This is a genomic window from Microbulbifer sp. HZ11, assembly GCF_000708675.1.
In the GTDB taxonomy this organism is placed as follows: Bacteria; Pseudomonadota; Gammaproteobacteria; order Pseudomonadales; family Cellvibrionaceae; genus Microbulbifer.
Map to the genome: position 1 here is coordinate 178,508 of NZ_JELR01000002.1, position 23,380 is coordinate 201,887.

General features: G+C 58.4%; 15 protein-coding genes and 3 tRNA genes. 11 read left to right on the forward strand and 7 right to left on the reverse strand.

Going from position 1 to position 23,380, the window contains the following annotated elements; genetic code table 11:
• Positions 1 to 187 precede the first annotated feature (187 nt).
• The 7 genes from AU11_RS08595 to hemA all read right to left on the reverse strand — a co-directional run bounded on the left by AU11_RS08595 (position 188) and on the right by hemA (position 13,787).
• Entirely contained in the window at positions 188 to 751 is a 564-nt protein-coding gene (locus AU11_RS08595) for a hypothetical protein (protein ID WP_043318733.1), read from the reverse strand.
• Between the two features lie 138 nt (positions 752 to 889).
• A complete protein-coding gene (locus AU11_RS08600; protein ID WP_043318735.1) occupies positions 890 to 2,146 on the reverse strand; it encodes a hypothetical protein in 1,257 nt (418 codons plus the stop codon).
• Between the two features lie 388 nt (positions 2,147 to 2,534).
• Positions 2,535 to 6,905, reverse strand: a complete 4,371-nt coding sequence (locus AU11_RS08605) for a hypothetical protein (protein ID WP_156035236.1) — start codon at positions 6,903 to 6,905, stop codon at positions 2,535 to 2,537.
• Positions 6,906 to 6,975: 70 nt separating this feature from the next.
• Positions 6,976 to 10,263: a TonB-dependent receptor gene (locus tag AU11_RS08610; RefSeq protein ID WP_043318738.1), complete on the reverse strand. Its 3,288-nt coding sequence runs from the start codon at positions 10,261 to 10,263 to the stop codon at positions 6,976 to 6,978.
• 304 nt (positions 10,264 to 10,567) lie between these two features.
• Positions 10,568 to 11,392, reverse strand: a complete 825-nt coding sequence (gene prmC, locus AU11_RS08615) for a peptide chain release factor N(5)-glutamine methyltransferase (protein ID WP_043318740.1) — start codon at positions 11,390 to 11,392, stop codon at positions 10,568 to 10,570.
• Positions 11,393 to 11,397: 5 nt separating this feature from the next.
• Positions 11,398 to 12,483 carry a peptide chain release factor 1 gene (gene prfA / locus AU11_RS08620; RefSeq protein ID WP_043318742.1) on the reverse strand — a complete coding sequence of 362 codons (1,086 nt, stop codon included), beginning with the start codon at positions 12,481 to 12,483 and terminating at the stop codon, positions 11,398 to 11,400.
• Positions 12,483 to 13,787 (reverse strand): glutamyl-tRNA reductase, encoded by a 1,305-nt coding sequence (hemA, locus tag AU11_RS08625; protein WP_043318743.1) that lies wholly within the window; start codon positions 13,785 to 13,787, stop codon positions 12,483 to 12,485. Before hemA ends, prfA begins: the two co-directional genes overlap by 1 nt.
• 371 nt (positions 13,788 to 14,158) lie before the next feature.
• Here hemA and AU11_RS08630 point away from each other — a divergent pair, with 371 nt between their 5' ends.
• The 11 genes from AU11_RS08630 (at position 14,159) to AU11_RS08680 (ending at position 23,240) form a co-directional block, all read left to right on the forward strand.
• On the forward strand, positions 14,159 to 16,102 hold the full coding sequence (locus AU11_RS08630) for a tetratricopeptide repeat protein (RefSeq protein WP_043318745.1): 1,944 nt from the start codon (positions 14,159 to 14,161) through the stop codon (positions 16,100 to 16,102).
• Positions 16,086 to 16,757 carry a lipoprotein insertase outer membrane protein LolB gene (gene lolB, locus AU11_RS08635; RefSeq protein ID WP_081848028.1) on the forward strand — a complete coding sequence of 224 codons (672 nt, stop codon included), beginning with the start codon at positions 16,086 to 16,088 and terminating at the stop codon, positions 16,755 to 16,757. Before AU11_RS08630 ends, lolB begins: the two co-directional genes overlap by 17 nt.
• A 92-nt stretch (positions 16,758 to 16,849) precedes the next feature.
• Entirely contained in the window at positions 16,850 to 17,740 is an 891-nt protein-coding gene (gene ispE, locus AU11_RS08640) for a 4-(cytidine 5'-diphospho)-2-C-methyl-D-erythritol kinase (RefSeq protein ID WP_043318748.1), read from the forward strand.
• Positions 17,741 to 17,761: 21 nt separating this feature from the next.
• Positions 17,762 to 17,836: transfer RNA gene (locus tag AU11_RS08645), tRNA-Gln, on the forward strand.
• A gap of 429 nt (positions 17,837 to 18,265) precedes the next feature.
• Positions 18,266 to 19,198 carry a ribose-phosphate pyrophosphokinase gene (locus tag AU11_RS08650; RefSeq protein WP_043318750.1) on the forward strand — a complete coding sequence of 311 codons (933 nt, stop codon included), beginning with the start codon at positions 18,266 to 18,268 and terminating at the stop codon, positions 19,196 to 19,198.
• Between the two features lie 270 nt (positions 19,199 to 19,468).
• Positions 19,469 to 20,101 carry a 50S ribosomal protein L25/general stress protein Ctc gene (locus AU11_RS08655; protein ID WP_043318752.1) on the forward strand — a complete coding sequence of 211 codons (633 nt, stop codon included), beginning with the start codon at positions 19,469 to 19,471 and terminating at the stop codon, positions 20,099 to 20,101.
• Between the two features lie 32 nt (positions 20,102 to 20,133).
• Positions 20,134 to 20,733 (forward strand): aminoacyl-tRNA hydrolase, encoded by a 600-nt coding sequence (pth, locus tag AU11_RS08660; protein WP_043318754.1) that lies wholly within the window; start codon positions 20,134 to 20,136, stop codon positions 20,731 to 20,733.
• 65 nt (positions 20,734 to 20,798) lie between these two features.
• Entirely contained in the window at positions 20,799 to 21,890 is a 1,092-nt protein-coding gene (gene ychF / locus AU11_RS08665; protein ID WP_043318756.1) for a redox-regulated ATPase YchF, read from the forward strand.
• A gap of 117 nt (positions 21,891 to 22,007) precedes the next feature.
• Positions 22,008 to 22,922, forward strand: a complete 915-nt coding sequence (locus AU11_RS08670) for a DMT family transporter (protein WP_043318758.1) — start codon at positions 22,008 to 22,010, stop codon at positions 22,920 to 22,922.
• A 127-nt stretch (positions 22,923 to 23,049) separates the two neighbouring features.
• Positions 23,050 to 23,126 (forward strand) — tRNA-Met (locus AU11_RS08675).
• A gap of 39 nt (positions 23,127 to 23,165) precedes the next feature.
• Positions 23,166 to 23,240, forward strand: a tRNA-Gln gene (locus tag AU11_RS08680).
• Positions 23,241 to 23,380: the final 140 nt, after the last annotated feature.

Consider the following 23,380-nt stretch of genomic DNA (forward strand, 5'->3'; position numbering starts at 1 on the left):
GCACAGGGAATAAACAGAAAAACTCCGGGAACCGCAAAGTTAGGGGGACTTTACAACCTTGGCTCCCGGATAGTCGCAAATGGCTGTTGCGGAAAAATGACAAATTGACGGACACCCTGTATCCCGGGTTACCAAGCCACAGGGTCACAGCCCATGCCTCACACGCCAATTCCGCACAGCCCCGACATCAGAACTCTGAATCTGACGTCTTATCGACAAAAATCTGCACACCGCTGAACGAGAAAGTACCCAGCGGTTCAATACCCAGCAGACAGCTCAGGGTGGATACCGGCTCTTTGTTGAACAAAGTAGTAATGACCTGATTGTTGATGAACTCACCGATCAGCACATCGCCTTTGTAGGCACCGAGGGGGGCGCGCTCGCTCACCGCGGGCTCCAGGGTAACAAAATCGAACCCGCCATAATTCCAGGCCACAGACTGAAACAGGGAGAAGCTCTGCAGGGCGCAGTTCGCAATGCCGCCACCAGAAATGACAACTTGCGCTTCGGCACCATCCACCGGGCCATTCTCGTCCACACAGGCAGAAATAGAGGCCTCTCCATAAACCTCATGCCACGCGTCTTCTTTTTCCAGCGGCGCCTGGAAAGACAGAAAGCCGGAAATGGCACACATACGGCCACTGACTTCCTGCGCCTGTACCGACCCAGCAGAAAACAGGGACGCGCCGATTACCACCACCACAGGGCCCAGCAACTTGGACAAATCCAAACTGGCAATTACCTTTTTCATAGCGAACTCCAAATGGAATCAAATTGTTTATTGCGTCTTAAGTTTTCAACGCACACATCCATTCACAAGGCAATCTGAAAAAGCGCAGGCAATGCCTGCGCTCAACAAACTACAACGTCTTATTCAACAAAATTCAGATTACGGGCAAGACGGAGCCGCCGCCCAAAAGGTGCTGGCGGTAAAACCGGTTGCGCTGCTGTTGGACGCCGGCAGGTTCCAGGCAGTGGGACCTGCATGAGTAGCATCACAGCCGTACTCGATCACACTCCAGTGCGAACCACCGGCAACTGCGGAATCGGTGCGCATGCACTTCACCGGGCTGTCGTAACCAGCGCCGATCACCACGTTGGTGAACATACCGTCGGTACCCTGCTTCAGGTCAAAGGGAATACCGGAAGCCGCGGGCGCGGTGCTGCCGACAAAATCAATGCTCATGTTCGACACGATACCTTTGGAGCGCGGCAGGGCATTGGCATTGTCCGGGTTATTGGCCAGCTCAAGACCGTAGCCGGCACCGTCATTCTGCTTGATGTTCACATTGGACAGAACACCCTGGTACCCCAGGTCCCAATCCACGCTGTCGTCTTCGTTGCAGGCCATCCACATATTGCTGATGCCAACGTTGCCACCAAAGAACTCGACGCCGTCATCCGCGTTGCCCTGCACGTGGATGTTGTTGATGGTGGTCGTGCTGCTGACCGCATACAGCGTCAGGCCATTGATCTCGTTACCATCAGAAATCACGTGGCCGCCCTCGGCGATAACCACATATTCCAAGGTACCGCTGCTCATGGCATTCGGCGCAGACAGGTGGCCACTGCCGAAGTAAGCCGCACTGGCAACACCTTCCATGGTGCAGACATCACCCATCTGGCCACCGCTAATGGCGCCGCTCGGGCAGGCGTTGCTCTCGCCGAAACCGGCCACTACCAGACCGCCCCACTCACCGGAGCCGTCATAGCCAGCATCGAGAGAGGAGAAAATGATCGGGTCGTTGGCGGTACCCTGTGCATCAATCTGTGCACCGCGGGAAATGATCAGTGCGGATGCGCTATCGACGGCACCGGCGATCTGGGCACCGGCTTCGATCTGCAGCACGGTATTGTCAACGGTGCTCGGATCGGCGTTCTGGGTATTGCCATTACCGACGACCACGATACCCGGCAGCGTCCAGATGATCTGCTCACCTTCGTAGTCGCCATCCGCTACTTCTTTTGCCAGCACAACGGTATCGTCTTCAACGATAGACAGCGGCAGCTCACACAGAACCGGCCCCTCGGAAACCTGATCCCAGGTACCGTTAAAGTTACACTCTTCGTCAAGACCGAGATCGGTAACGGCGTATGACATTGAAGCCAGCGCCATCAGGCTGACAGACAGAATTGTCTTTTTCATAACCAAGTCCTTTCAAGTTTATGCAGCAGCTTCCAGGAATTAAAAATGTATCCCATTGAAAACCGGATGATTATTTACAAGAAGTACCTCACCGGAGAAAACTCAACCAAAATTGAGTGAACCCATATTAAAAAAAACACATTAACCTCTCGTTTCATATCCATATTAAATTCCACTAACCACCGAGGACTCTTGTTTTTTAAATTATTAAAAACTGCCTATAGACGAAAAATATACAGAAAGGCGACATTAATTTTTTAATTAAAAAAAATTACACAGACAAGAAAAGATAATTAAAAATTCTCGCATAAATCCTCTACAACTTCTTAACAAAAAACACCCAAAAAAAAGGCCGGATCAAATCCGGCCTTCTAGAGCGCTATAAAATCTACAATCTTTCATCCGCAACGGTTTCACCAGCATTGATCGGAATAAAGTAATCCACCACACCGAAATAGTTGCTATCGGTGATAAACTCCTTATCCACGGTCAGCGAGGAGGAATAATCCAACGGCGCCCGCCCCTGGTTGATCAAATCAGTCGCAGGAAATCTACTTCCCCACTCGGTAAACACAAGCCCCTTGCTAGATTCGAAAGAACTTTCGTTGTAGTACGTACCCACCGTCCAATCCAGCTCATAAATATCGGAGCTTGCCTGGCTCGGGCTGGCAATGGTCGCAGAGTTACTGGCGTTGCCCGACATATTAACGATATCGCGGGTAACAAAGCTTTGCCGGACCGCGCTGGCAAATGTAGTGTTATCGGACAAGACACTGCACCCAAGCGCCAACTGCTTGAACGCGATTTCTTTGCCCACCAGGGGCTGGGTGCTTGCATCGGTTTTTATACAGTAATCCACTCGCTCGCCATAGCCCGGCTCATAGGGATTCGGCTCCCGGCCTTCGATGGTAAAGTGGCTGTAACTGCTTCCGACCACGCTGTTGTAAAGGAACAGTCCGGAGCCGCTGGCGAGTTCGATGGCAGCACTGTAGGCATCTGGAAAATCCCGCGGGTCCCACTCGGACACCTGTAGTGTCATATTGGCAATGGTCGGCATGGAGCGCGGCAGGTCGTTCTCGTGCCCGGGCGCGCCATTCAGCCCCTGAACTACGGGGTAGAACCAGGTACTGCCATCACTGTCCTGTACCAGTGCCTCGTACTCCGGTATATCGTCGTCATCGTCCTGCTCCAGGCGCCAGTCCAGCCACAGGTCCTGCATGGTGCCCTGGTAGCCGTGGTTCCAGCGGATATGACTGCCCCAGGCCGGTTCTGGATCATCTATATACAGGTTGCGCAGATTGACCGCGCCGCCGTCGATATCAATGACCGGCGCACCGTAATTTTTTGCGGCGAGAAATTCCCAGTCGCCATCGTGATACAGGTTGTGGATCTCGCCGCGGCCGACGCTGTTCAACTGGATACGACCGCCGAGCATATGCAGGTTCTCGATCCGCAGATTTTTATGGCTGTTGTCGTAACCGCCGTGGTAGCCGTACTCGCCCTGGATATTGCACACGCGGGTGCCGGGCTCGGCTGTGGCGGCATCGGGGCACTGGTTGTTGCGACCGAAACCGTCGACGATCAGGCCATCCCAGGCAAGGATATCGACATCGGCCGGCTGCCCCGTTTCCAAGTCATGCTGCAAGTACAACTGATCAATCACGCCGATCAGGTTTACCGGCCCCGCCGCATCCGTATCCCCTTCGACAAAGCTCTCTGCACCCACAATCTCGAGCGCTCCGCCGCGGGTAATATGCAGACCACCGCCGACAGACACCATCACGGTCGCGGAGGCTTCAATACCCAGCGTGGCCGGGTCCGCCTTCATGGCTTGCACCTGCGCCGGGTCGGTGAGTTCCAGATGGCCCTCGCCGATGCGCACCAGGCCATTGATCAGCCACAGGGTGGGCAGTGGATCGTAGGCCACGGAAAATTCGCGCTCCACCAATTCGCCATCGACAAATACAGTGCGCTTGACCATATCCACAACCTGCCCGCCATTCTCCACGGCCAGCCTGTCGGCACCGGTATAAGCATTCAGCAGGAAATCCTCGGTAATAGTGCCGCGCAGCCCGCAGACCTTGTACTGTGGAGAATAGAATCCCCAGGTCGTGCCGGTTTCGTCACGGATAGCAATTTCGTCCCCAAGATATTCATAGTCATCTTCCAGCACGCCCTTGAAGTCGCACTCCGCCGCCAGCAATACGCCGACGGAATCGCTCCAGCCCAGATACCAGTCGTCGATGGAATCCCGCACGGAGCCCATGAAATTCACGTTCGCGTTCAGGTAATTGGCAACCGCGCCGGCGAGGGTAAAGTCGATACTGGATTCGATGCCGGGAATATCGCTGCCACTCGGGACGAAGTTGCTGTCCAGCACTGCAGACACCTGATACACGCCGCTCAGCCCCTGGGTGCTGGCGGCGTAGTCCATTCCCGCTTCTTCGTCTTCTTCGGCAATGGTGGCACCGCAATCCAGCACCACGTTGTCGAAAAAGATTTCAGCCGGGTCACTGGTCTGCAGGCTGGCGGTGGCCGGGTCGTCGATATCCAGGCAGGTGTTGAAGTCCGCCACCACCGAGTTGTACAGCAGCAGGCCGGAGCCCTGTTCCAGCAGTATGGCGGTATCCACCTGTTCTGCGCCTTTTACGGTGATATTCGCCATCACCGGGCGCGAGCGCGGTGCGGCATCGTGATCGTCGGCGTTATTGCGGCCGTGCAGGGCGTGGCCGACGCTTTCGGCTCCGGATTGCAGAATGGCGTACTGCAGGCTGCCGCGGTAGCCGGTGGCCCATTGCACCTGGTTGCCCACCACATCGGAGACCAACAGGTTGTCGATATTTACCGCACCGCCATTCAGTGACAGACCTGTGCTGGCAGAATCGGCAATGTCCAGGTAATTGATCTGACCCGCAGCGCTGACTTCATTCAGGGTCAGTGCCGGCTGGCCATTGCCGGCGTTCAGCACACGCAGGTAGTCGATTTCCACAAACTGCTGCTGCGCCAGCGCGCAGAGCTCGGCACTACTGCAGCTGTCTGCCAGGCCGTTGATGGTGATACCGCCCCAGCCCGCCTGTGCATCCAGCGCTTTTAACTCGATCGGGTCTGCGGCAGTGCCAGCGATGGTCAGGGCCACGCCGGGGTTTACCGTCAGCGTTGCACCGGTAGCCACCTGAACGACGGAGGTGTGATCCAGAATGACTTTTTGCGGTCTGGCCAGTAATGCCTGTTGTTGTGCGGCGTCCAGTCCGCTGAAGCCTGTACCCAGGGTGACGTTTCCGCTCAGGCGCCACAACACCAGTTCGCCGTTGATATCGTTATCGAAATAGAGGTTATCGGTAATCCCACCGGTCAGTTCGCATACGCGGTAATTACTGGTGCCGATACTGACGGTTTCCTCCAGCAATGCGCCGGCACCGTAACAGGGCGCGTAAACCAGACCCAGCTCGTAGCCGTAGACCTGGGTACTGCCGCTCAGTAGGGCCGCGTTGATACCGGAGATCTCGGTGTTGTCAATTTCCAGCCGGTTGGTGAGATCCGGATTCAAGGTGTAGAAATTTTCCGCGTTGGCCAGTACCTGGGCGGCATAGTCACTACCGTCGTCCGCAGCAGCGGTGGTTTCACTGCAATAAAAAGCGCTATTGGTAATCGCAACACCGGTGTTGCCGTCGGCAATATCCAGGCAGGCGCCAAAGCCCTGCACCACCATATTGTCGATGCCGATTTTGCCGCCGCCGGCGAGCACCAGCGCGGCGCCGGCGTTGAGAGATTGATCCACCAGGGTGAGGCCGCTGATGGATACACCGCTGTCGCCGCTGCCACTGTTCTCGCCTTTAACCGCGGCGAGATCGGACTGGTGGTGAATGATGCTGTTCACCACCTCGCCGCCAAAACCACTGTGCCAGTACAGCGCGTGGCCCTGGTTGCCCAGGGCTCTGAGCCTGTTAATGCCCAGCGCTCCGCCATTCAGCTCCAGACCATTGGTCGCACTGTAAAAAACACCTTGGGGAGCAGAGGTCTGAACAAAATGCGGCGCATTGAGGGTGATGGCCGCGGAGAGCCGCCCACCGCCACTCAGCTCACCGCCGGCTTCTGCCACGTAACCGTCAAAACCAGTTCCACGTGCCATGACACTTTCACGAGCTTCCTGTAGCGACAGCCCGCCGTAATAACCCCACTCACCCTGCACGTTGCAGAAATTGTCCGCACCACCGGTGGTGCCGCAGTCCGGGTGGTAGCCGATGCCGTTTACCACCACACCGCCCCACTCGCCACCGCCAGTATTGTTGTCGTCGATGGATTCAATATCCGGTGCGAAACTGCCATTGCGGTGCACCACCACCACGGTGCCCGGCATTGCATACACTTTTGACGCGTTGCCAACATAGTGGAGTGTATCTGCCTGCAGTTCCGCCAGAGTTGCGTAGCTCTTGCTCTCGCCGATTTCGTAGGTGCCGTCCAGCACCCACACCAGCGGCTCGAAATTGTGGCTGCTCTTGAGACGGACATCTACCTGCTGGCCGGCATCCGTGTTGAGCAGGCAAGCCTGGGTTTCCACGCCGTCGATCACTACCGGCTCTGTGGGGGTCCCCACTACACCACCGACACCCACCTCACACTGCTGCAGGCGGATCTCCAGGGAATCCTCCTGCGCGATATCGTCTGATATGTCCCCCTCACAGGCGGCGAGCAGCAGGGCGCTGGTGGCCAGCGCCAGCCCGCGGCACAGCGACGGGAATTTTGGTTTTACTGTAAACATGGATTCACCCATTTATATCTGGTCTTGAAATACATTTGATCTTTTAACACTGGCCTATGAATTTTCTGGCTCAGAACTCGTAACTGGCAGAGAGCTTGAAGCGGCGCCCGGATTGGTAGCTCAGGTAGGGCACGTTGAACTTCACATATTCCAGGTTGCGCTCTTCATCCAGCAGGTTGTCTGCCGAGGCGGCAAGCGAGAGGCCATTCATAAAATTTTTCTTGTAGATCAGCCGCAGGTCACTGTAGGACTGCCGGTACACGTCACCCAAAAGAGCGGAGTTCGCCGTCGCACCGTTGGTAATGGCCAGTTCCTCCCCAGTCTGGTTAAACACCAGGGTCACTTCCTGGCCGCTGTCGACGTGGTCGTAGCCCAGTTGCAGGTTGGCGATATAGTCCGGCTGGCCCTGTAGCGGGCGGGTGACTTCGCGCACACCAACTCCAGAACCCTCGGTGACATCCACCGAGGACTCGATATGGGTGTAATTGAATTGCACAAACAGTTCGTGGCCGCGGTTGGGGCCGAGCACAAATTCCTTGCGCAGGTCCAGCTCCACCCCTTCCACTTCCGCCTGCTCGGCATTGTCGAAGGTGTAGTAGTCGTACACATTGCCAGTTTTGTCGAAGCGGTTTTCGATGGCGTTGGTGAGGTCTTTCTGGAACAGGGCGAGGGTGATGGACTCGGTATCCGACGGATACCACTCCAGACGCAGGTCGAGGTTTTCGATATCCGCCGGCTTCAGGTCCGGGTTGCCGGTGTAGACCTCCAGAGTTTCGATGTCGTTAAACTTGCGCGGGAAAATCTCGAACACTTCCGGCCAGTTGACGGTTTCCGACCAGGCGGCGCGCAGCTGCCAGGCGTCGTTGAACATCCAGGTAAGGCCGAGGGACGGGTTGGTGCGCTCCTTGTCCATCACATTGCGGAGTGGCTCCGGGGTGTAGGCGTATACCTCCCCTTCCAGAGTGAAGGTCTCTCTGCGTGCCCCCAGGTTGACCTTGAGTTTCTCGCGGATATTGGCCTCCACCAGTGCGTATTCCGCGGTGGTGCTGAGCTCGCTGAGGTAGTCGTCTCCTTCCCAGCCCACATCGTTTTCCGGCGGAATGCTGACGATGCCGATGGAGAGCAGCGTGCCACTCGAACCAATGGTGCCAAGGATGTTTTCGGACACAAAGTGCTTACGTGGATCGGGGATACCGCCGTCACCCACGGTGTAACCGCTTCCCTGGAGACGCCAGTTGTAGTTGGTGACATCGCCCTCCCGGTCCCGCTGCAGCGACTCCGCACCGGCCTTCAACAGCAGGGAGACGCCACTGATCTCGTCGATGGGCAACTCCAGATCCAGGCGGTAGCCTTCGTTGTCCTCCCGCATGGTTTCCCAGAGGTTGTAGTGGGCGGTCGGCTCATCGCTGAGTTGAAATGGCTGGATGAGTCGGCCTTCATAGGTGTACTGAGTGGCGTTGGGTCGGTCGTAGTCGGTGTTGGCGGTCATGGCCTGCCACTTTACGCCGAGGTCCCCCAGATAGAGGGACCAGCCGCTGTCGGCGGAGATATCCAGACTGTGGGAGCCCCACAACTGATGACTGACCAGCTGTTCCTCGATCCAGTCGACCCGTTGACGCCAGAAAATATGTGCATCCGGAGAACTTTTCGCACCGCTGTCTTCACCGTTGCGCAGGCGTTCGGTGATTTCTCCTGTCGCATCGTAAATCTCGTATTTCGTTTCCAGCTCGCTGGAATTAGTGGTGTGGCGCAGGGCGATATTGTTGAGGCCCAGCTGGTGATTGTCGGCGATATCCCACTGCAGGTTCACCATGGCGCTGAGGTCGATCACATTGTTGGTGTCGAGGGTTTCCGCTTCGCTGTCGAGAAAGATCTTGTTTGCGTCGTTCTGGGTTCCCCTAAAGCGGGTGTTTTCCTTGGTGTTGCTGCTCCACTTGTTGGCGTAGCGCACCGCGCCGATCACACCCAGACGCTGCTCACCCAGCTCCCAGCTGTTGCCGCCGTTGAAGCTGACGCTGGTATCCGCCTGCGCCTCGCCGTAGACGATGGCATTGTGGGGAATGGACTCGCCCATGGCTTTAAAGAAGGCGGCATCGAAGCCGGCGTCGACACCGTTTTTGATATTCACGTACTGATCCACCGAGGGCTTGAGGATATCCGGCAGATCGCGGCTGCCGTCGTCCATGCCCAGCCAGTCCCTGTTGCCCTGGGTGCTGGACATCAGCAGGCCGTCACCGTGCATATCGCCGTGGCTGACGGAGGAGGAGATTTTAAAAAAGCCCTCATCGGGAATATCCCGGGTGCGCATGCTGATATGGCCGGCGGTTGCACCGAGAGGCACATCCGCGGTGGCGCTCTTCTGCAGGCTGAGGCCCTGCATGATGCCGGCGGGGAAGATATCGAACGGCAGATCGCGGCGCGCCGGGTCTGTACTCGGCAGGGTGGCGCCGTTCAGGTCGGTGGACTGGTAGCGGCCTTTCATACCGCGCACGATGGCAAAGCGGTCGTCTTCCATGGACACACCCACCACGCGCTTGAGCGCGCTGCTTACCATGGAATCGTCGAAGCGGGCGATCTGGGTGAAGTCGATACTGTCTACCACCGAGGAGGAAATGCGCTCGATCTCGATCGGGTTGCCCGGCAGGTAGCGGCCGAGTACCTGTACCTCTTCCACCACCGGCGCGTCGCCACCGGCAAATGCATCCTTCGGCGAGAGTTGCACGTCTACCGCCAGGTTCATTTTGGACAGCACACGCTGGTCGCGCAGGCGGCTGCCCTGGTACTCCGGGTGCTGCAGTTCCAGCTGGTAGACGCCCTGGGGCAGCTCCAGCTCGAAGGCGCCGAAGCGGTCGGTAACCGTACTTTGAGTGCTGCCCACCACCGTGACAGCGACATTGCGCAGCGGCACGTTTTCACCGGCACTCACCACCTTGCCCTGAATCAGGCCTGGCAGCAGGCTTTCGCCACCGCTTCCGGCAAGCCCTTCGCCGTCCGCACTGGCGGAATCAAACGCGGACAGAGCAAGGCGCTGCAACGATTTGATGGCGCGGTCGCTGGCGGAGTCACTGTTGACGATAATCACTGCGGCCTCGTCGGCGCCGATGGTGAATTCGTAAGGGATCAAGCGCTCGCCGATGCGCAACTGCAATTGATGGCCGCCACCGGGCAGGTCGTCATACCAGAAACTTTCCCCCGCCGCACTGCTGCCGATGGCCTTGCCATCCAGCAGTACTTCGGTCACCGCCGCCGGCTCACCGTCAACAAACGCATCCAGCTTGATGGCCGCCGCCTGTCCCTGGCTGGCTACCACCATGCCAATCGCGCTGCACAGCAGCCGCTTTGAAGCACTCAATCCCATGTTGTCCCCCGCTCTTAAAGCTAAAGAAAAGAAAAGAAAAGTAATAAGAACCATCCTGTGCGGCGGCATCCCCCCCGCGAACGCCGGGCCCGGTTCAGGATTCACACAACCACAGAGATCCCCGGTTTTTTCCAAGCCCGATGTATACAACGACGGAAAAACGAGACGCAGGCGACAAAAATTGAATGAAACTTTCGTGAAGGTTTTTTGGCGGAGGTGTCACAAAGGGTTGTGCAGAGAGGGTCGGGAAAGGGTGTGCAAGGGGGAGGAAGGGCTGGCGGGGGATCGGAGGAAAGTGGGAAGCTTACCTCGCCAGGGTAATCCGGTCTCGACCGGCGTAGTCCACACGGGTTTCCACTTCCGTGTAACCCGCGGCAGCGAAAATCTGACGCACCGCTTTGCCCTGCTCCCACCCGTGTTCCACGGCGAGCAGGCCGCCCGGTGCGAGGTGACGGCGGGCATCATTGGCGATTTTTCGGATGTCCGACAGCCCGTGATCGTCGGCCACCAGAGCGGACAGCGGTTCAAAACGCACATCGCCCTCGCGCAGGTGGGGATCCTGCGTATCGATATAGGGCGGGTTGCTGACGATCACATCGAACTGCTGTTGGGCCAGTGCGGAAAACCAGTCGCTCTGCAGGACTTTCACATTGGAGAAACCAAGCCGCTGGCGGTTCTCTTCCGCAAGGGCGACGGCTGCGGGCATGGTATCAACGGCGGTAATTGCCCAGCGTTTTTTCTCGCTGGCCAGTGCCAGGGCGATGGCACCGGTACCGGTGCCCAGGTCGAGAACGTTTGCCTCGGTCTGTAGGCAGCGCTCCAGTACCACCTCCACCAGCACCTCGGTATCCGGGCGTGGAATCAGGGTGGAGCGATTGACCTTGAGGGGGAGAGACCAGAATTCGCGACTGCCGGTGAGGTGGGCCACCGGCTCGCCGGCGATACGCCGTTTTACCAGCGCGTCGAAGCGCGACTGCTGTTCCGGATCCAGTTGGTGTTCGGGCCAGGTGTAGAGCCAGGCGCGGGACTTGCCCAGCAGATGACAGAGCAGCACTTCCAGATCCAGACGCGGGCTATCGCTCTCTAGCAGCTCTGCTGCGCGCTGCAGGTTTTCCTTCACCGTGGCCATGAGATTTAATTCTGCCCCAATGCCGCCAACTGATCCGCCTGATATTCGGTGCGCAGGGGACCAATGACCTCGTCCACGGCGCCCTGCATGACTTCGTCGAGCTTGTACAGGGTCAGGCCGATACGATGGTCGGTGACCCGCCCCTGCGGGAAGTTGTAGGTGCGAATACGCTCAGAGCGGTCGCCACTGCCCACCAGGTTTCTGCGCGCGTCGGAAATCTCCTGCGCCGCGGCGGATTCCTGTGCGCTGTTCAGTTTGGCCTGCAGCAATGCCATGGCCTTGGCCCGGTTCTTGTGCTGAGAGCGCTCGTCCTGACACTCCACCACAATACCGGTGGGGATATGGGTAAGGCGCACGGCGGAGTCGGTTTTGTTGACGTGCTGACCACCGGCACCGGAGGCACGGTAGGTGTCCACACGCAGGTCGGCCTTGTTGATCTCGATCGCGTCGCGCTCGTCCGGTTCCGGCATGACCGCCACGGTGCAGGCCGAGGTGTGGATGCGTCCCTGGGATTCGGTTTCCGGCACCCGTTGCACCCGGTGGGCGCCGGACTCGAATTTCAGTTTCGCGTAAACGTCTTCGCCGGCAACCCGGGTGATGATTTCTTTATAGCCACCGTGCTCGCCGGGGTTTTCACTGATCACCTCAACTCGCCAGCCCTGCTTTTCCGCGTAGCGGGAATACATGCGGAACAGGTCGCCGGAGAAGATCGCCGCTTCGTCGCCGCCGGTGCCGGCGCGAATTTCCAGGTAGACGTTTTTGCGATCGTTGGGGTCCCGGGGCAGCAGCAGCGTCTGCAGTTCTTTTTCCAGAGGTTCCAGTTGCGCTTCCGCTTCACGCAATTCTTCCTGGGCCATTTCGCGCATGTCCGCATCGCTCTCTTCGAGCATTTCGCGGGCCGCGGCCATATCGTCCTGCAGGGTTTTATAGCGGCTGTAACAGCCCACTACTTCTTCCAGTTCGGCATATTCCCGGGACAGATCGCGGAACTTGTCCTGATCGCTGATGATTTCCGCATCCCCCAGCAGGGCGGACACTTCCTCGTGACGCTCTACCAGGTTCTCGAGTTTCTGTTGTACAGAAGCTTTCATTACTTGAGTTTCTTCTTCGCCGGCCCGGGGGCCGAGTGGTCGGTAGGCTGGCTGCGGTCTTCGTCAGCCAGGCCAATAATTTCCCGCACCAGCCGCAGGCGATCCAGGTCGCCGTCGGCGGTCGCCTGGCGCAGGGCCACGGTGGGCGCATGAATCAACTTGTTGGTCAGGGACCGGGCCAGCTGCTCGAGAAGCTGTTCCGGGTCACCGCCGGTGCGCAGCTGGATCAGCGCCTTTTCCAGTTCATCCTTGCTGATCCCCTGCGCCTGGCGGCGGTAACTGCGAATGGAGTCCACCGCTCGCAAGCTGCGGTGCTCGCGCATAAAGGCAGAAGCAGCCACATTTACAATTTCGTCCGCGGCCTCGGCTGCCTGTTCCCGCAGCCGCTTGCCTTCGTCGATCACACCGCGCAGGTCATCCACGGTATAGAGGTAAATGTCATCCAGCTTGCCCACCTGCGGCTCTATATCCCGCGGCACCGCAATATCCACCATAAACATGGGGCGGTGGCGACGCTGCTTGAGTGCCGACTCCACTGCCCCCTTGCCGAGTATCGGCAACTGGCTGGCGGTAGAGCTGATGACAATATCGGCGCGGGGCAGATATTCAGGGATATCCGCCAGCAGGATCGCCTCAGCGCCGAAGTCTTCGGCCAGTGCCTGGGCACGGTTGAGCGTGCGGTTGGCGACAATCAGCCGCTTCACCCCTTTATCGAGCAAATGCCGGGCCACCAGCTCGATGGTTTCGCCGGCGCCGATCAGCAGCGCAGTCTGCTCGCGCAGGTCGGTAAAAATGCGCGATGCCAGGGAGACTGCGGCGAAGGCCACAGATACCGGGTTCTCGCCAATCGCGGTCTCGGTGCGCACCTTTTTCGCCACCGAGAAGACCTGCTGGAATACATTGTGCAGGGTAGAACCGACACTGCCGGACTCCCGCGCTACTGCATAGGCCGACTTCATCTGCCCGAGAATCTGAGGCTCGCCGAGCACCAGCGAGTCAAGCCCACAGGCCACCCGCATCATATGGCGCACTGCGGACTCGTCGGTGAACTGGTAGTGACAGCTGGTCAGCTCGTCCAGGGGCACGCCGTGATACTCGGCGATCCAGGCGAGGACGGACTCCGCAGTCGCTTCTCCGTAGATTTCGGTGCGGTTACAGGTGGAGAGGATGGCCAATTCCGGGCACTCGAGGGCAAGTCGCGCCTCGGCGAGGGCGCTGGGCATCACTTCCGGGGCGAAAGCCACCCGCTCACGCACCGCCACCGGTGCGCTATCGTGATTGATTCCCAGAGCAAGGATTGGCATAAGTTCTCGTCATCTCTTCCAGATACTGCGACGCACCTGGCACAAAAAGGCCGCACATTGTCCGGGCCCATTGCGGCTGGTGCAAGTGGATTACGGCTATGTGCCTGATAGCACCTCTCAGTTAGAACCTCTCAGTTAGTACCTCTCAGTCCGATCTGGCTCTACCCGGTATAAATAGATGCTGACTTTGCCGCTGAATCTGGCCCTGGGGCAACAGGTGGGCAAATTCAGAACTAGAATTATACGGCGATAACCCGGAAAAATACGCCAAAAGGCGTCTCCTCTGCCGGATTGGCATCGCTTCCAGCGCGCCCGGGGCACCCCCGATCCACTGGAGTTCACAGGAGACGCGAACGTACGGACACGTTTCTATGCAGCTTTTCTTTCCCTTCCTCTACGCCCGAAAACTCACCCGCACACCATTGAGTGCGGCCATGGAACAGGGCGCAGCGACCCGGCCCTCCCGCCCGTTGTGCATTACTGCCGCGGCCGCCTCCATCGCCATTTTATGCGCCTGTGCCCAACAGCCGCCCCAGTCGCACGAGGCCAGTGGCGGAGACTGGCAGGCCGCATGGGAAGCGGAAGCCTCGACCGCCCCGGCACAGGCGGAAGCAGAAAATAAGAACGCCGCTGGGGATTCCGTACCGGAAAACACAGCAGGCGAAACCTCTGCGGTCGAAGAGGAAGCGGTTGACACCAAGACCAAGCCGTTCCCCATCGAAACCTTCTATACATTGCTGGTCGCGGAAGTGGCGGGCAACCGAGAGCAGTACGATCTGGCTCTGGCCAACTATTATTTTCAGGCAGAGCGCACCAAGGATGCCGGGATTGCCGCCCGCGCAACCCGGATCGCCCGCTACCTGAATGCTCGCCGAGCCGCGCTGCGCTCCGCGGTCCTCTGGGTGGAACTGGAGCCTGAAAGCGCCGAGGCCCAGCTCGCCGCCACGGCAGAACTGACGCTGGCAGGTAAACTGGATGAAGCGCTACACCACGCTGAGCGTGCACTTGAGCTTGGCGGTGACGCGCCACTGCAATCGGTGGCAGCCACGGCTGTCGATAATGAAGAGCTCGCCGCGAAGGTACTCCCGGAATTCCAGCGCCTGTCACAGAAACACCCGGACAACTCCGAAGTTTCCCTGGCCCTTGCCATGGTACTACGTGCGAATAACCGCTCTGAAGAAGCGCTGCTGGTAACCCGTCAAGTGCAGGAACGCGACCCGGCCAACCTGGACGCCCCCCTTCTGGAATCCCACGCACTGATTGATATGGGACGGGAACGGGAGGCAAGGCGCCTACTGGAAAACCTGGTGGAACTGTACCCAAAGGAAAGCCGCCTGCGCCTGCAATATGCGCGCCTGCTTATTCGTCAAGATCTGGAGCTGGCTGAGCAACAGTTTGCCGAACTGGTGAAACAGCGCCCCAATGACAGCAACCTGATTCTGTCCCTGGCACTGATCCATTACGAAACCAAACAGTTCGACGATGCAAAACCGCTGCTGGAAACCTTACTGGCTCAGGAAGAGCACGAATCCGCCGCACATTTTTATCTGGCCGGAATCGCCGAGCAGTCTGCTGACCCACAGCAAGCTGTCACTCACTACCGTATGGTGCGGCCGGGCAGCGACTATGTGCAGGCAATCACCCGCGGCACCAGCCTGCTCGCCGCACAGGGGCAAACCGAAGCGGTAAATCAGTGGTTTGCGGAACTTCGACAACGCCACCCAACGCAAGTGGAACAGTTCTATTTGCTGGAGACAGAACTGTTAACCAAACACGGATACCTGCAGGAAGCGCAGACGCTGCTGGGCAATGCGATTGCTGAAAATCAGGATAGTAATCGCCTGATTTACGCCCATGCGATGACCAGCGAACAACTGGGAGATTTGGCAAACTTTGAACAGGGTTTGCGCAAGCTGTTGTCTCGCGACCCGGATAATGCGAATCTTCTGAATACGTTGGGTTACAAACTGCTTTCTTACGACGACCGCCTGGAAGAAGCGCTGGTACTGATTAGCAAAGCGCTGGAGCTAAGCCCGGATGATCCTGCGATCATCGACAGCATGGGCTGGGCGCACCATCGACTCGGTAATCACTCCGAAGCGGTGCAATACCTGCAGAAAGCCCTGAGCCTGTTGCAGGATCCAGAAATCGCTGCGCATCTGGGTGAAGCGCTCTGGGCACAGGGCGATCGCCAACAGGCGATGCAAGTATGGGAGCAGGGATTGCAGAAACACCCGGAAAGTAAACTTATCCCAGAAGCCATGCAGCGGCTGCAGGACCAACAAAGACTGGAACAGCATGTTACGGAAAGCTGACGTTCTCCCCCCCCTCTACCGTTCACCCAACCAACCGCAGGGCGCGCATCGCGCCCTGAAGCTTGTTGGTGCTGTGTTGCTGCTAACACTTGCTGCGTGCAGTGCGCAAAAACCACAGCCTCAGCAACCGAGCGAACCGACCGCTCATCAGCCGTCTTCCGCTGCGGCGCTGCAGCGCTGGGAAGCCAAGGGAAAAATGGGCGTGCGCTCCCCGAAAGAAAATGGCAGTGCCAACCTGATCTGGCAGCAGGCTGACAGGGCCAATTACCGCATTCACCTGAGCGGCCCCCTCGGCGCCGGCGCAACGTCAATCAGCGGCTCCCCGGGAGGCGTCAGCCTGCAGCGCGGCAACGACCCGGCCGTTTTCGCCTCAGACCCCGCGCAGCTAACAGAGCAGATCATGGGATGGCCGCTGCCAGTCTCCGAAATGTTTTACTGGGTGCGCGGCCTGGCGGCCCCTGGCGCGGTGAGTGGCCAGCGAAAAAACGCCCAGGGGCTGATGCAGAGCCTGCAACAATCGGGGTGGACCCTGGAATTTACGAGCTACCAGTCTGTTGGGCCCTATAAATTGCCCGGCAAAATCAAGGCATCCACCAACAATGCCGCGGGCCCGGTAAGCGTCACCCTGGTGATCAAGGAGTGGAGCCCGCGATAAAGCACCTTGAGCACATCGCCCTGCGCGATAAGACTCCCAAATAAACGGGTGGCTGCTAAACTGGCCGCCCGTTTTTTATGAATCCTCGTTAAATGGCCACCCAGACGCTCACCCTTACCGCCCCAGCCAAGCTCAATCTGATGCTGCGTATCCTCGGACGCCGTGCCGATGGCTATCACGAGTTGCAAACGGTTTTCCAATTGCTGGACTTTGGTGACAACCTGGTTTTTCGCTCCACCGATGACCATCAGATCCATCTCCACTGCCCAGGGGTCGACGTATCTTCCGAACAGAATCTGGTGTATCGCGCGGCCGCCCTCCTTCGACAGGCCAGCGGCAATTCGGATCTCGGGGCGCACATATCCGTTGAAAAACTCCTGCCCGCCGGCGGCGGCATCGGCGGCGGCAGCAGCGACGCAGCGGCCACCCTGCTGGGGTTGAATCAACTGTGGCAGTGCGGATTCGACCTGAATGCACTGGCTGAACTGGGCCGCCAGCTGGGTGCAGATGTTCCGGTGTTTGTACACGGCCACTCGGCTTTTGCCGAAGGCGTCGGTGAACGATTGACCACTGTATCCATAGAGCCGCGCTGGTATCTGGTGCTGACACCCGCCTGCCATGTCAGCACCGCAGCGCTTTTTTCCGATCCGCGTTTGACAAGAGATTCCGCCGCAATTACATTAGCGGCCCTTCGCGACAGGCGGCTGAACACACACTGGCTCGATGAGTATGCCGGTAACGATTTTCAGCCATTAGTAGAAGACCTCTACCCCGAGGTGCGGCAGGCCAGAGAGTGGCTTGCGCAACATGCCAAGGCATTTCTGACAGGGAGCGGCGCTTGTGTTTTCGCCGGATTCGAATCAGAAAACGCGGCCCAGGCAGTGTTTAATGTGCGACCTGAAGGGTGGGAAGGTTTTGTTGCCAGAGGAGTGGATGAATCACTCGCTCACCGGCAACTCGCGAAATTTGCAGCAAGAGTCTAAATTGACTACCTGCAACATTGCTGGGGTGTAGCCAAGCGGTAAGGCAGCGGGTTTTGATCCCGTCATGCGAAGGTTCGAATCCTTCCACCCCAGCCATATTTTCAGGTTGGCAGTGAGTATGGCGAAAGCAACGCACTCTGACAGGTTCGAGCCGGAGCTGGCGCAGCCAGCGGAGACCAGCGAGCCGCAGGCGAAGCTAATCCTTCCACCCCAGCCACTCTTTAAGTTTTCATCAATTCTTCCCTGAATTGATGAAAAGACGCTAAGCGCGGCGCATGTCCGCTCTTAGCTCCCGACAAATCAGCGATGTTGATTTGCGGGCGGGCCCTCCTTGGCCCGCTACTGGAGCACTCGGCACCTTCCGAGCTAACATCCGGCGAAAGCCCTCATCAGATACTTGCACCAATGGTCGCCCAATGAAACGGCATCACACTACCCTGCAAGCAGTTCTCGCTCCGAAACTCACCTGAATTTCACTAACATCTTCTACTCCCAACGAAAAAGGTACTCGCAGTGGCTGACTTAATGGTCTTCACCGGCAACGCAAACCCGGAACTGGCACAAAAGATTGTTGAGCATATGGCGATACCGCTGGGAGAGGCGGTGGTTAAGCGCTTTTCCGACGGTGAGATCGCCGTGGAAATCACCGACAATGTGCGCGGCCGCGACGTATTTGTCGTGCAGTCCACCTGCCAGCCCACCAACCGCAACATCATGGAGCTGATCCTGCTGGTAGACGCCCTGCGCCGCGCCTCCGCCGGCCGTATCACCGCGGTAGTACCCTACTTCGGCTACGCCCGCCAGGATCGCCGCGTACGTTCTCAGCGCGTACCGATTTCCGCCAAGGTTGTGGCCGACATGATGGTGAGCGTGGGTATCGACCGCGTTCTGACCGTCGACCTGCACGCCGAGCAGATCCAGGGCTTCTTCGATGTACCTGTGGACAACGTATACGGCTCCTCCGTACTGCTGGACGACATCGAGCGCCAGAGTTACGAAGATCTGGTGGTAGTTTCCCCGGACATCGGTGGTGTTGTGCGCGCCCGCGCTGTGGCCAAGAGCCTGGACTGCGATCTGGCAATCATCGACAAACGTCGCCCGGCCGCCAACGTCGCAGAAGTGATGAACATCATCGGTGAGGTCAGCGGCCGCACCTGCCTGCTGGTGGACGACATGGTCGACACCGCCGGCACCCTGTGCAACGCCGCCAGCGCCCTGAAAGAACACGGCGCCAAGAAAGTTGTCGCCTACTGTACCCACCCGGTACTGTCCGGTAAGGCCATCGACAACCTGAACAACTCGGTAATGGATGAACTGGTAGTCACCGACTCCATCCCCCTGGGAGACAAAATGGAGAAGGCACCGAAGATTCGCCAACTGACCCTATCCGCCATGCTGGCCGAGTCCATGCGCCGCATCAGTAACGAAGAATCCCTGTCGGCGATGTTCCGCTCTTAACCCCCCGGTGGATGCGCTGCGCTTATCCACCCTATGGTATGTCGATATATTTTCGTAGGGTGGATAAGCGCAGCGCATCCACCAGCTTGCCGAGTCGCTACACCGCGACAATCCGCTGGCATTCCCCCGCACTTCCCCTTAGAATACGCGCCCGCCCGGCACTGCCGGGCGTTTACTATTGGGCGTTTCAATAGATTCGGCCCAGCCTATAGCAACGCCAGAGGGTACCGGTCGCAGGTCCTTCTGGACAGACAACCTGAGGTTTACCCCATGTCTGATTTTAAATTGAACGCCAACGTCCGTAGCGACGAAGGGAAAGGTGCGAGCCGCCGCCTGCGTCGTGAGGAAGCAAAAGTTCCAGCCATCATTTACGGTGGCAAAGCGGAACCGCAATCCATTGCTCTGCTGCAGAAAGACCTGTTCAAGGCACTGGAAAGCGAGTCTTTCTTCTCTTCCGTGATCACTCTGAGTGTTGATGGTAAAGACGAAACCGTAATCCTGCGCGACCTGCAGCGTCACCCGGCCAAAGCCGTCCTGCTGCACGCTGACTTCCAGCGCGTTTCTGCCAACACCAAAGTTCACGTGAAAGTGCCTCTGCACTTCCTGAATGAAGACACCTGTAAAGGCGTGAAGGCCGGCGGTATCGTGTCTCATACCCTGAACGAGCTGGACATCAATGCCCCGGCTTCCAAGCTGCCTGAGTTCATCGAAGTAGACCTGGCCGACCTGGAGCTGGACGGCACTGTTCACATCTCCGACATCAAACTGCCGGAAGGTGTTGAGTCTGTAGACCTGGCGCACGGTGAAGACCACGACCTGGTTGTTGCCTCTGTACACAAGCCGCGCGGCGCTGTTGAAGCCGACGCTGAAGCTGCAGAAGGCGAAGAGTCCGGCGAAGCATAAGCCGGCTTTTCTCCAGGCAAGGTAACAGTACCTTGAGCAAGGCTCCGGACACGCCCATCCAGTTGATTGTGGGCCTGGGAAATCCAGGCCCAGAATACGACCGGACGCGACATAATGCCGGAGCCGATTTTGTCTCCGAGCTGGCCCGTATCCACGGCACCCAGCTTGCGCCGGACAGCAAGTACCACGGTCTCTCGGGCCGGGTACGGATCGGCGGGCAGGATATCCGCCTGCTGATCCCCACCACTTATATGAATCGCAGCGGCCAGGCAGTGGGCCCGCTGGCGAACTTCTTCAAGATTCCCGCCGAAGCCATTCTGGTCGCTCACGATGAGCTGGACCTGCCCTGCGGCACCGCACGCCTGAAAAAAGGTGGCGGACACGGGGGCCATAACGGCCTGCGCGATATCATCAGCGCCCTCGGGAACAATCGTGAATTCATGCGCCTGCGCCTCGGCATCGACCACCCGGGTAACGCCCGCGATGTCGCCAACTACGTACTGCAGCGCGCGCCCCGCACCGAACAGGACCAGCTGGCTGAAGCCATCGATCGCGCCGTGGATGTTATGCCCACCGCCGCCGCTGGTGACTGGAACGGCGCGATGAAAACACTGCATACCAACTCCAAATAGCAGCCTTTTTCGGTGCGCTATCAGCGCTCCGATCACAACACGAACACATTATTAGGATTCAGACCATGGGTTTTACTTGCGGCATCGTCGGCCTGCCCAACGTGGGCAAATCCACCCTGTTCAATGCCCTGACCAAAGCGGGCATCGATGCAGAAAACTTTCCCTTCTGCACCATTGAGCCGAACGCGGGTATCGTACCGGTACCGGATACGCGACTCGACAAGCTGGCGGAGATCGTCAAACCCCAGAAACTGATCCCCACCACCATGGAATTCACCGATATCGCGGGACTGGTCGCAGGCGCCTCCAAGGGTGAGGGCCTGGGCAACAAGTTCCTCGCCAATATCCGCGAGACCGACGCCATCGCCCACGTGGTGCGCTGCTTCGAAAACGACAACGTGATCCACGTCGCCAACCAGGTGGACCCGGTCGCAGACATCGAGGTAATCAACACCGAGCTGGCACTGGCCGACCTGGACACCGTGGAAAAGGCACTGCTGCGCTACACCCGTGCCGCCAAGGGCCAGGACAAGCACGCCATCAAAATGAAAGCGCTGCTGGAAAAGGTTCAGCCGCACCTGGACGAAGCCAAACCCCTGCGCTCTTTCGGTCTCTCCGACGACGAGCTGGAAGGCCTGCGCGAACTGAGCCTGCTCACCGTCAAGCCCACCATGTACATCGCTAACGTGGATGAGGACGGCTTCGAGAACAATCCACACCTGGATGCTGTGGCCGCCATCGCCGCGGAAGAAAACGCGGTACTGGTCCCCATTTGCAACAAGCTGGAATCCGAAATCGCCGAACTCGACGACGATGAAAAACAGGAATTCCTGGAAGAACTGGGCATGGACGAGCCGGGCCTGAACCGCGTTATTCGCGCCGGTTACGAGCTGCTGGGCCTGCACACCTATTTCACCGCCGGTGTAAAAGAAGTGCGTGCCTGGACCATCCCCCTGGGCGCCACCGCGCCGCAGGCAGCGGGCAAGATCCACACGGATTTCGAGAAGGGCTTTATCCGCGCGGAAGTAGTGAGCTACGACGACTTCGTCAGCAACAAGGGCGAAGCCGGTGCCAAAGAGGCCGGTAAGTGGCGCCTGGAAGGTAAGGACTACGTGGTTGCCGACGGCGACGTGGTGCACTTCCGCTTTAACGTATAACCCCCACCTCCCCCGGCTAACCAGTTAGCCTCTCGGCGGGAGCGCCACAAGCGCTGCCGCCGATTCGGACCCGCTACCCGCGATCCCCCTACAGCACCACCACTACCGAAGGTTGCCATGTATCAATCCAACTGGAGAGTCGGCCTGCCCCTCGCCCTGACCACAGCCTTTCTGTGGGCGCTCTTGCCCATCGCCATGAAAGGGCTGATCGAGGACATGGACTCCACCACTGTCACCTGGTTTCGCTTTTTTGGCGCGGCGCTGTTTGCCGGTGCCTGGTATGGCTGGCGGCGTGAACTGGAGCTGAGAAAACTGCTCAGTGGACGTCTGCTGCCCTACACGCTGCTCGCGGTCGGCGGTCTTCTGGGCAACTACATCGCCTACGCTACCGGCCTCAACTACATCACCCCCGGCGCCCTGCAGGTACTGATCCAGCTGGCACCGCTGTTACTGCTGATCTTCAGCGTGCTCTGGCTTGGCGAGCGCTTTTCGCCACGCCAGTGGATGGGCGTAGCACTGGTGTGTATCGGCTTACCCCTGTTCTTCAACCTTCGTATCGGCGAATTACTCGATGGCCAGGACCCGCAATACCTGATCGGCGTGGGCCTGGTGGTGATCGCCGCAGTGACCTGGGCTGTGTACGGACTGTTTCAGAAGAAGATCGTCGCTGAATCCCGCCCCCAGAATCTGCTGATGATGATCTATGTGGCAGGCAGCCTGTGTTTCCTTCCGGTTTCCACTCCGTCCAGCGCGCTCACATTGGACGGGCTAGGCTGGGCTCTGCTGCTGTTCCTCACAGCCAACACTCTGATCGCCTACGGCGCCTTCGCCAAAGCCATGGCCGCCTGGGAGGCATCCCGGGTAAGTGCCACCCTCGCCCTGGTGCCACTGATGACCCTGGCGCTCAGCGCGGTTATAAGCGCTTTCTGGCCCGGTTACATTGAATCTGAGCCGATGAACTGGATCAGTTGGGTTGGCGCGTTTACCGTCGTCCTCGGCTCCCTGCTGGCAGCCATTGGCCGCGGCCGCTGAACCCTTGGGCAATTTGATGGCGAATTGGGCGTCGCACGTAACTTACTGATTAATTTACCAAAAAAGTATTGACAGCCCTCCGAGGTCGCCCGATAATGCGCGCCCTCGGTTAGCCGAGACTGTCAGTGGCAAGGTAGCTCAGCTGGTTAGAGCGCAGCACTCATAATGCTGAGGTCGGGAGTTCAAGTCTCCCCCTTGCTACCATTTTCCCCCTGTGAGAAACCAGACTCACAGCACCTTTACTGGGGTGTAGCCAAGCGGTAAGGCAGCGGGTTTTGATCCCGTCATGCGAAGGTTCGAATCCTTCCACCCCAGCCATTTTCCACTCGCACTCTGATACTCCTCAGATTGAGTTATGTGCGTTGAGCGTGCAGGATCAGCGAGCCGAAGGCGAAGCTCATCCTTCCACCCCAGCCATATATAAAAAAGGCGACTTCGCAAGAAGTCGCCTTTTTTAT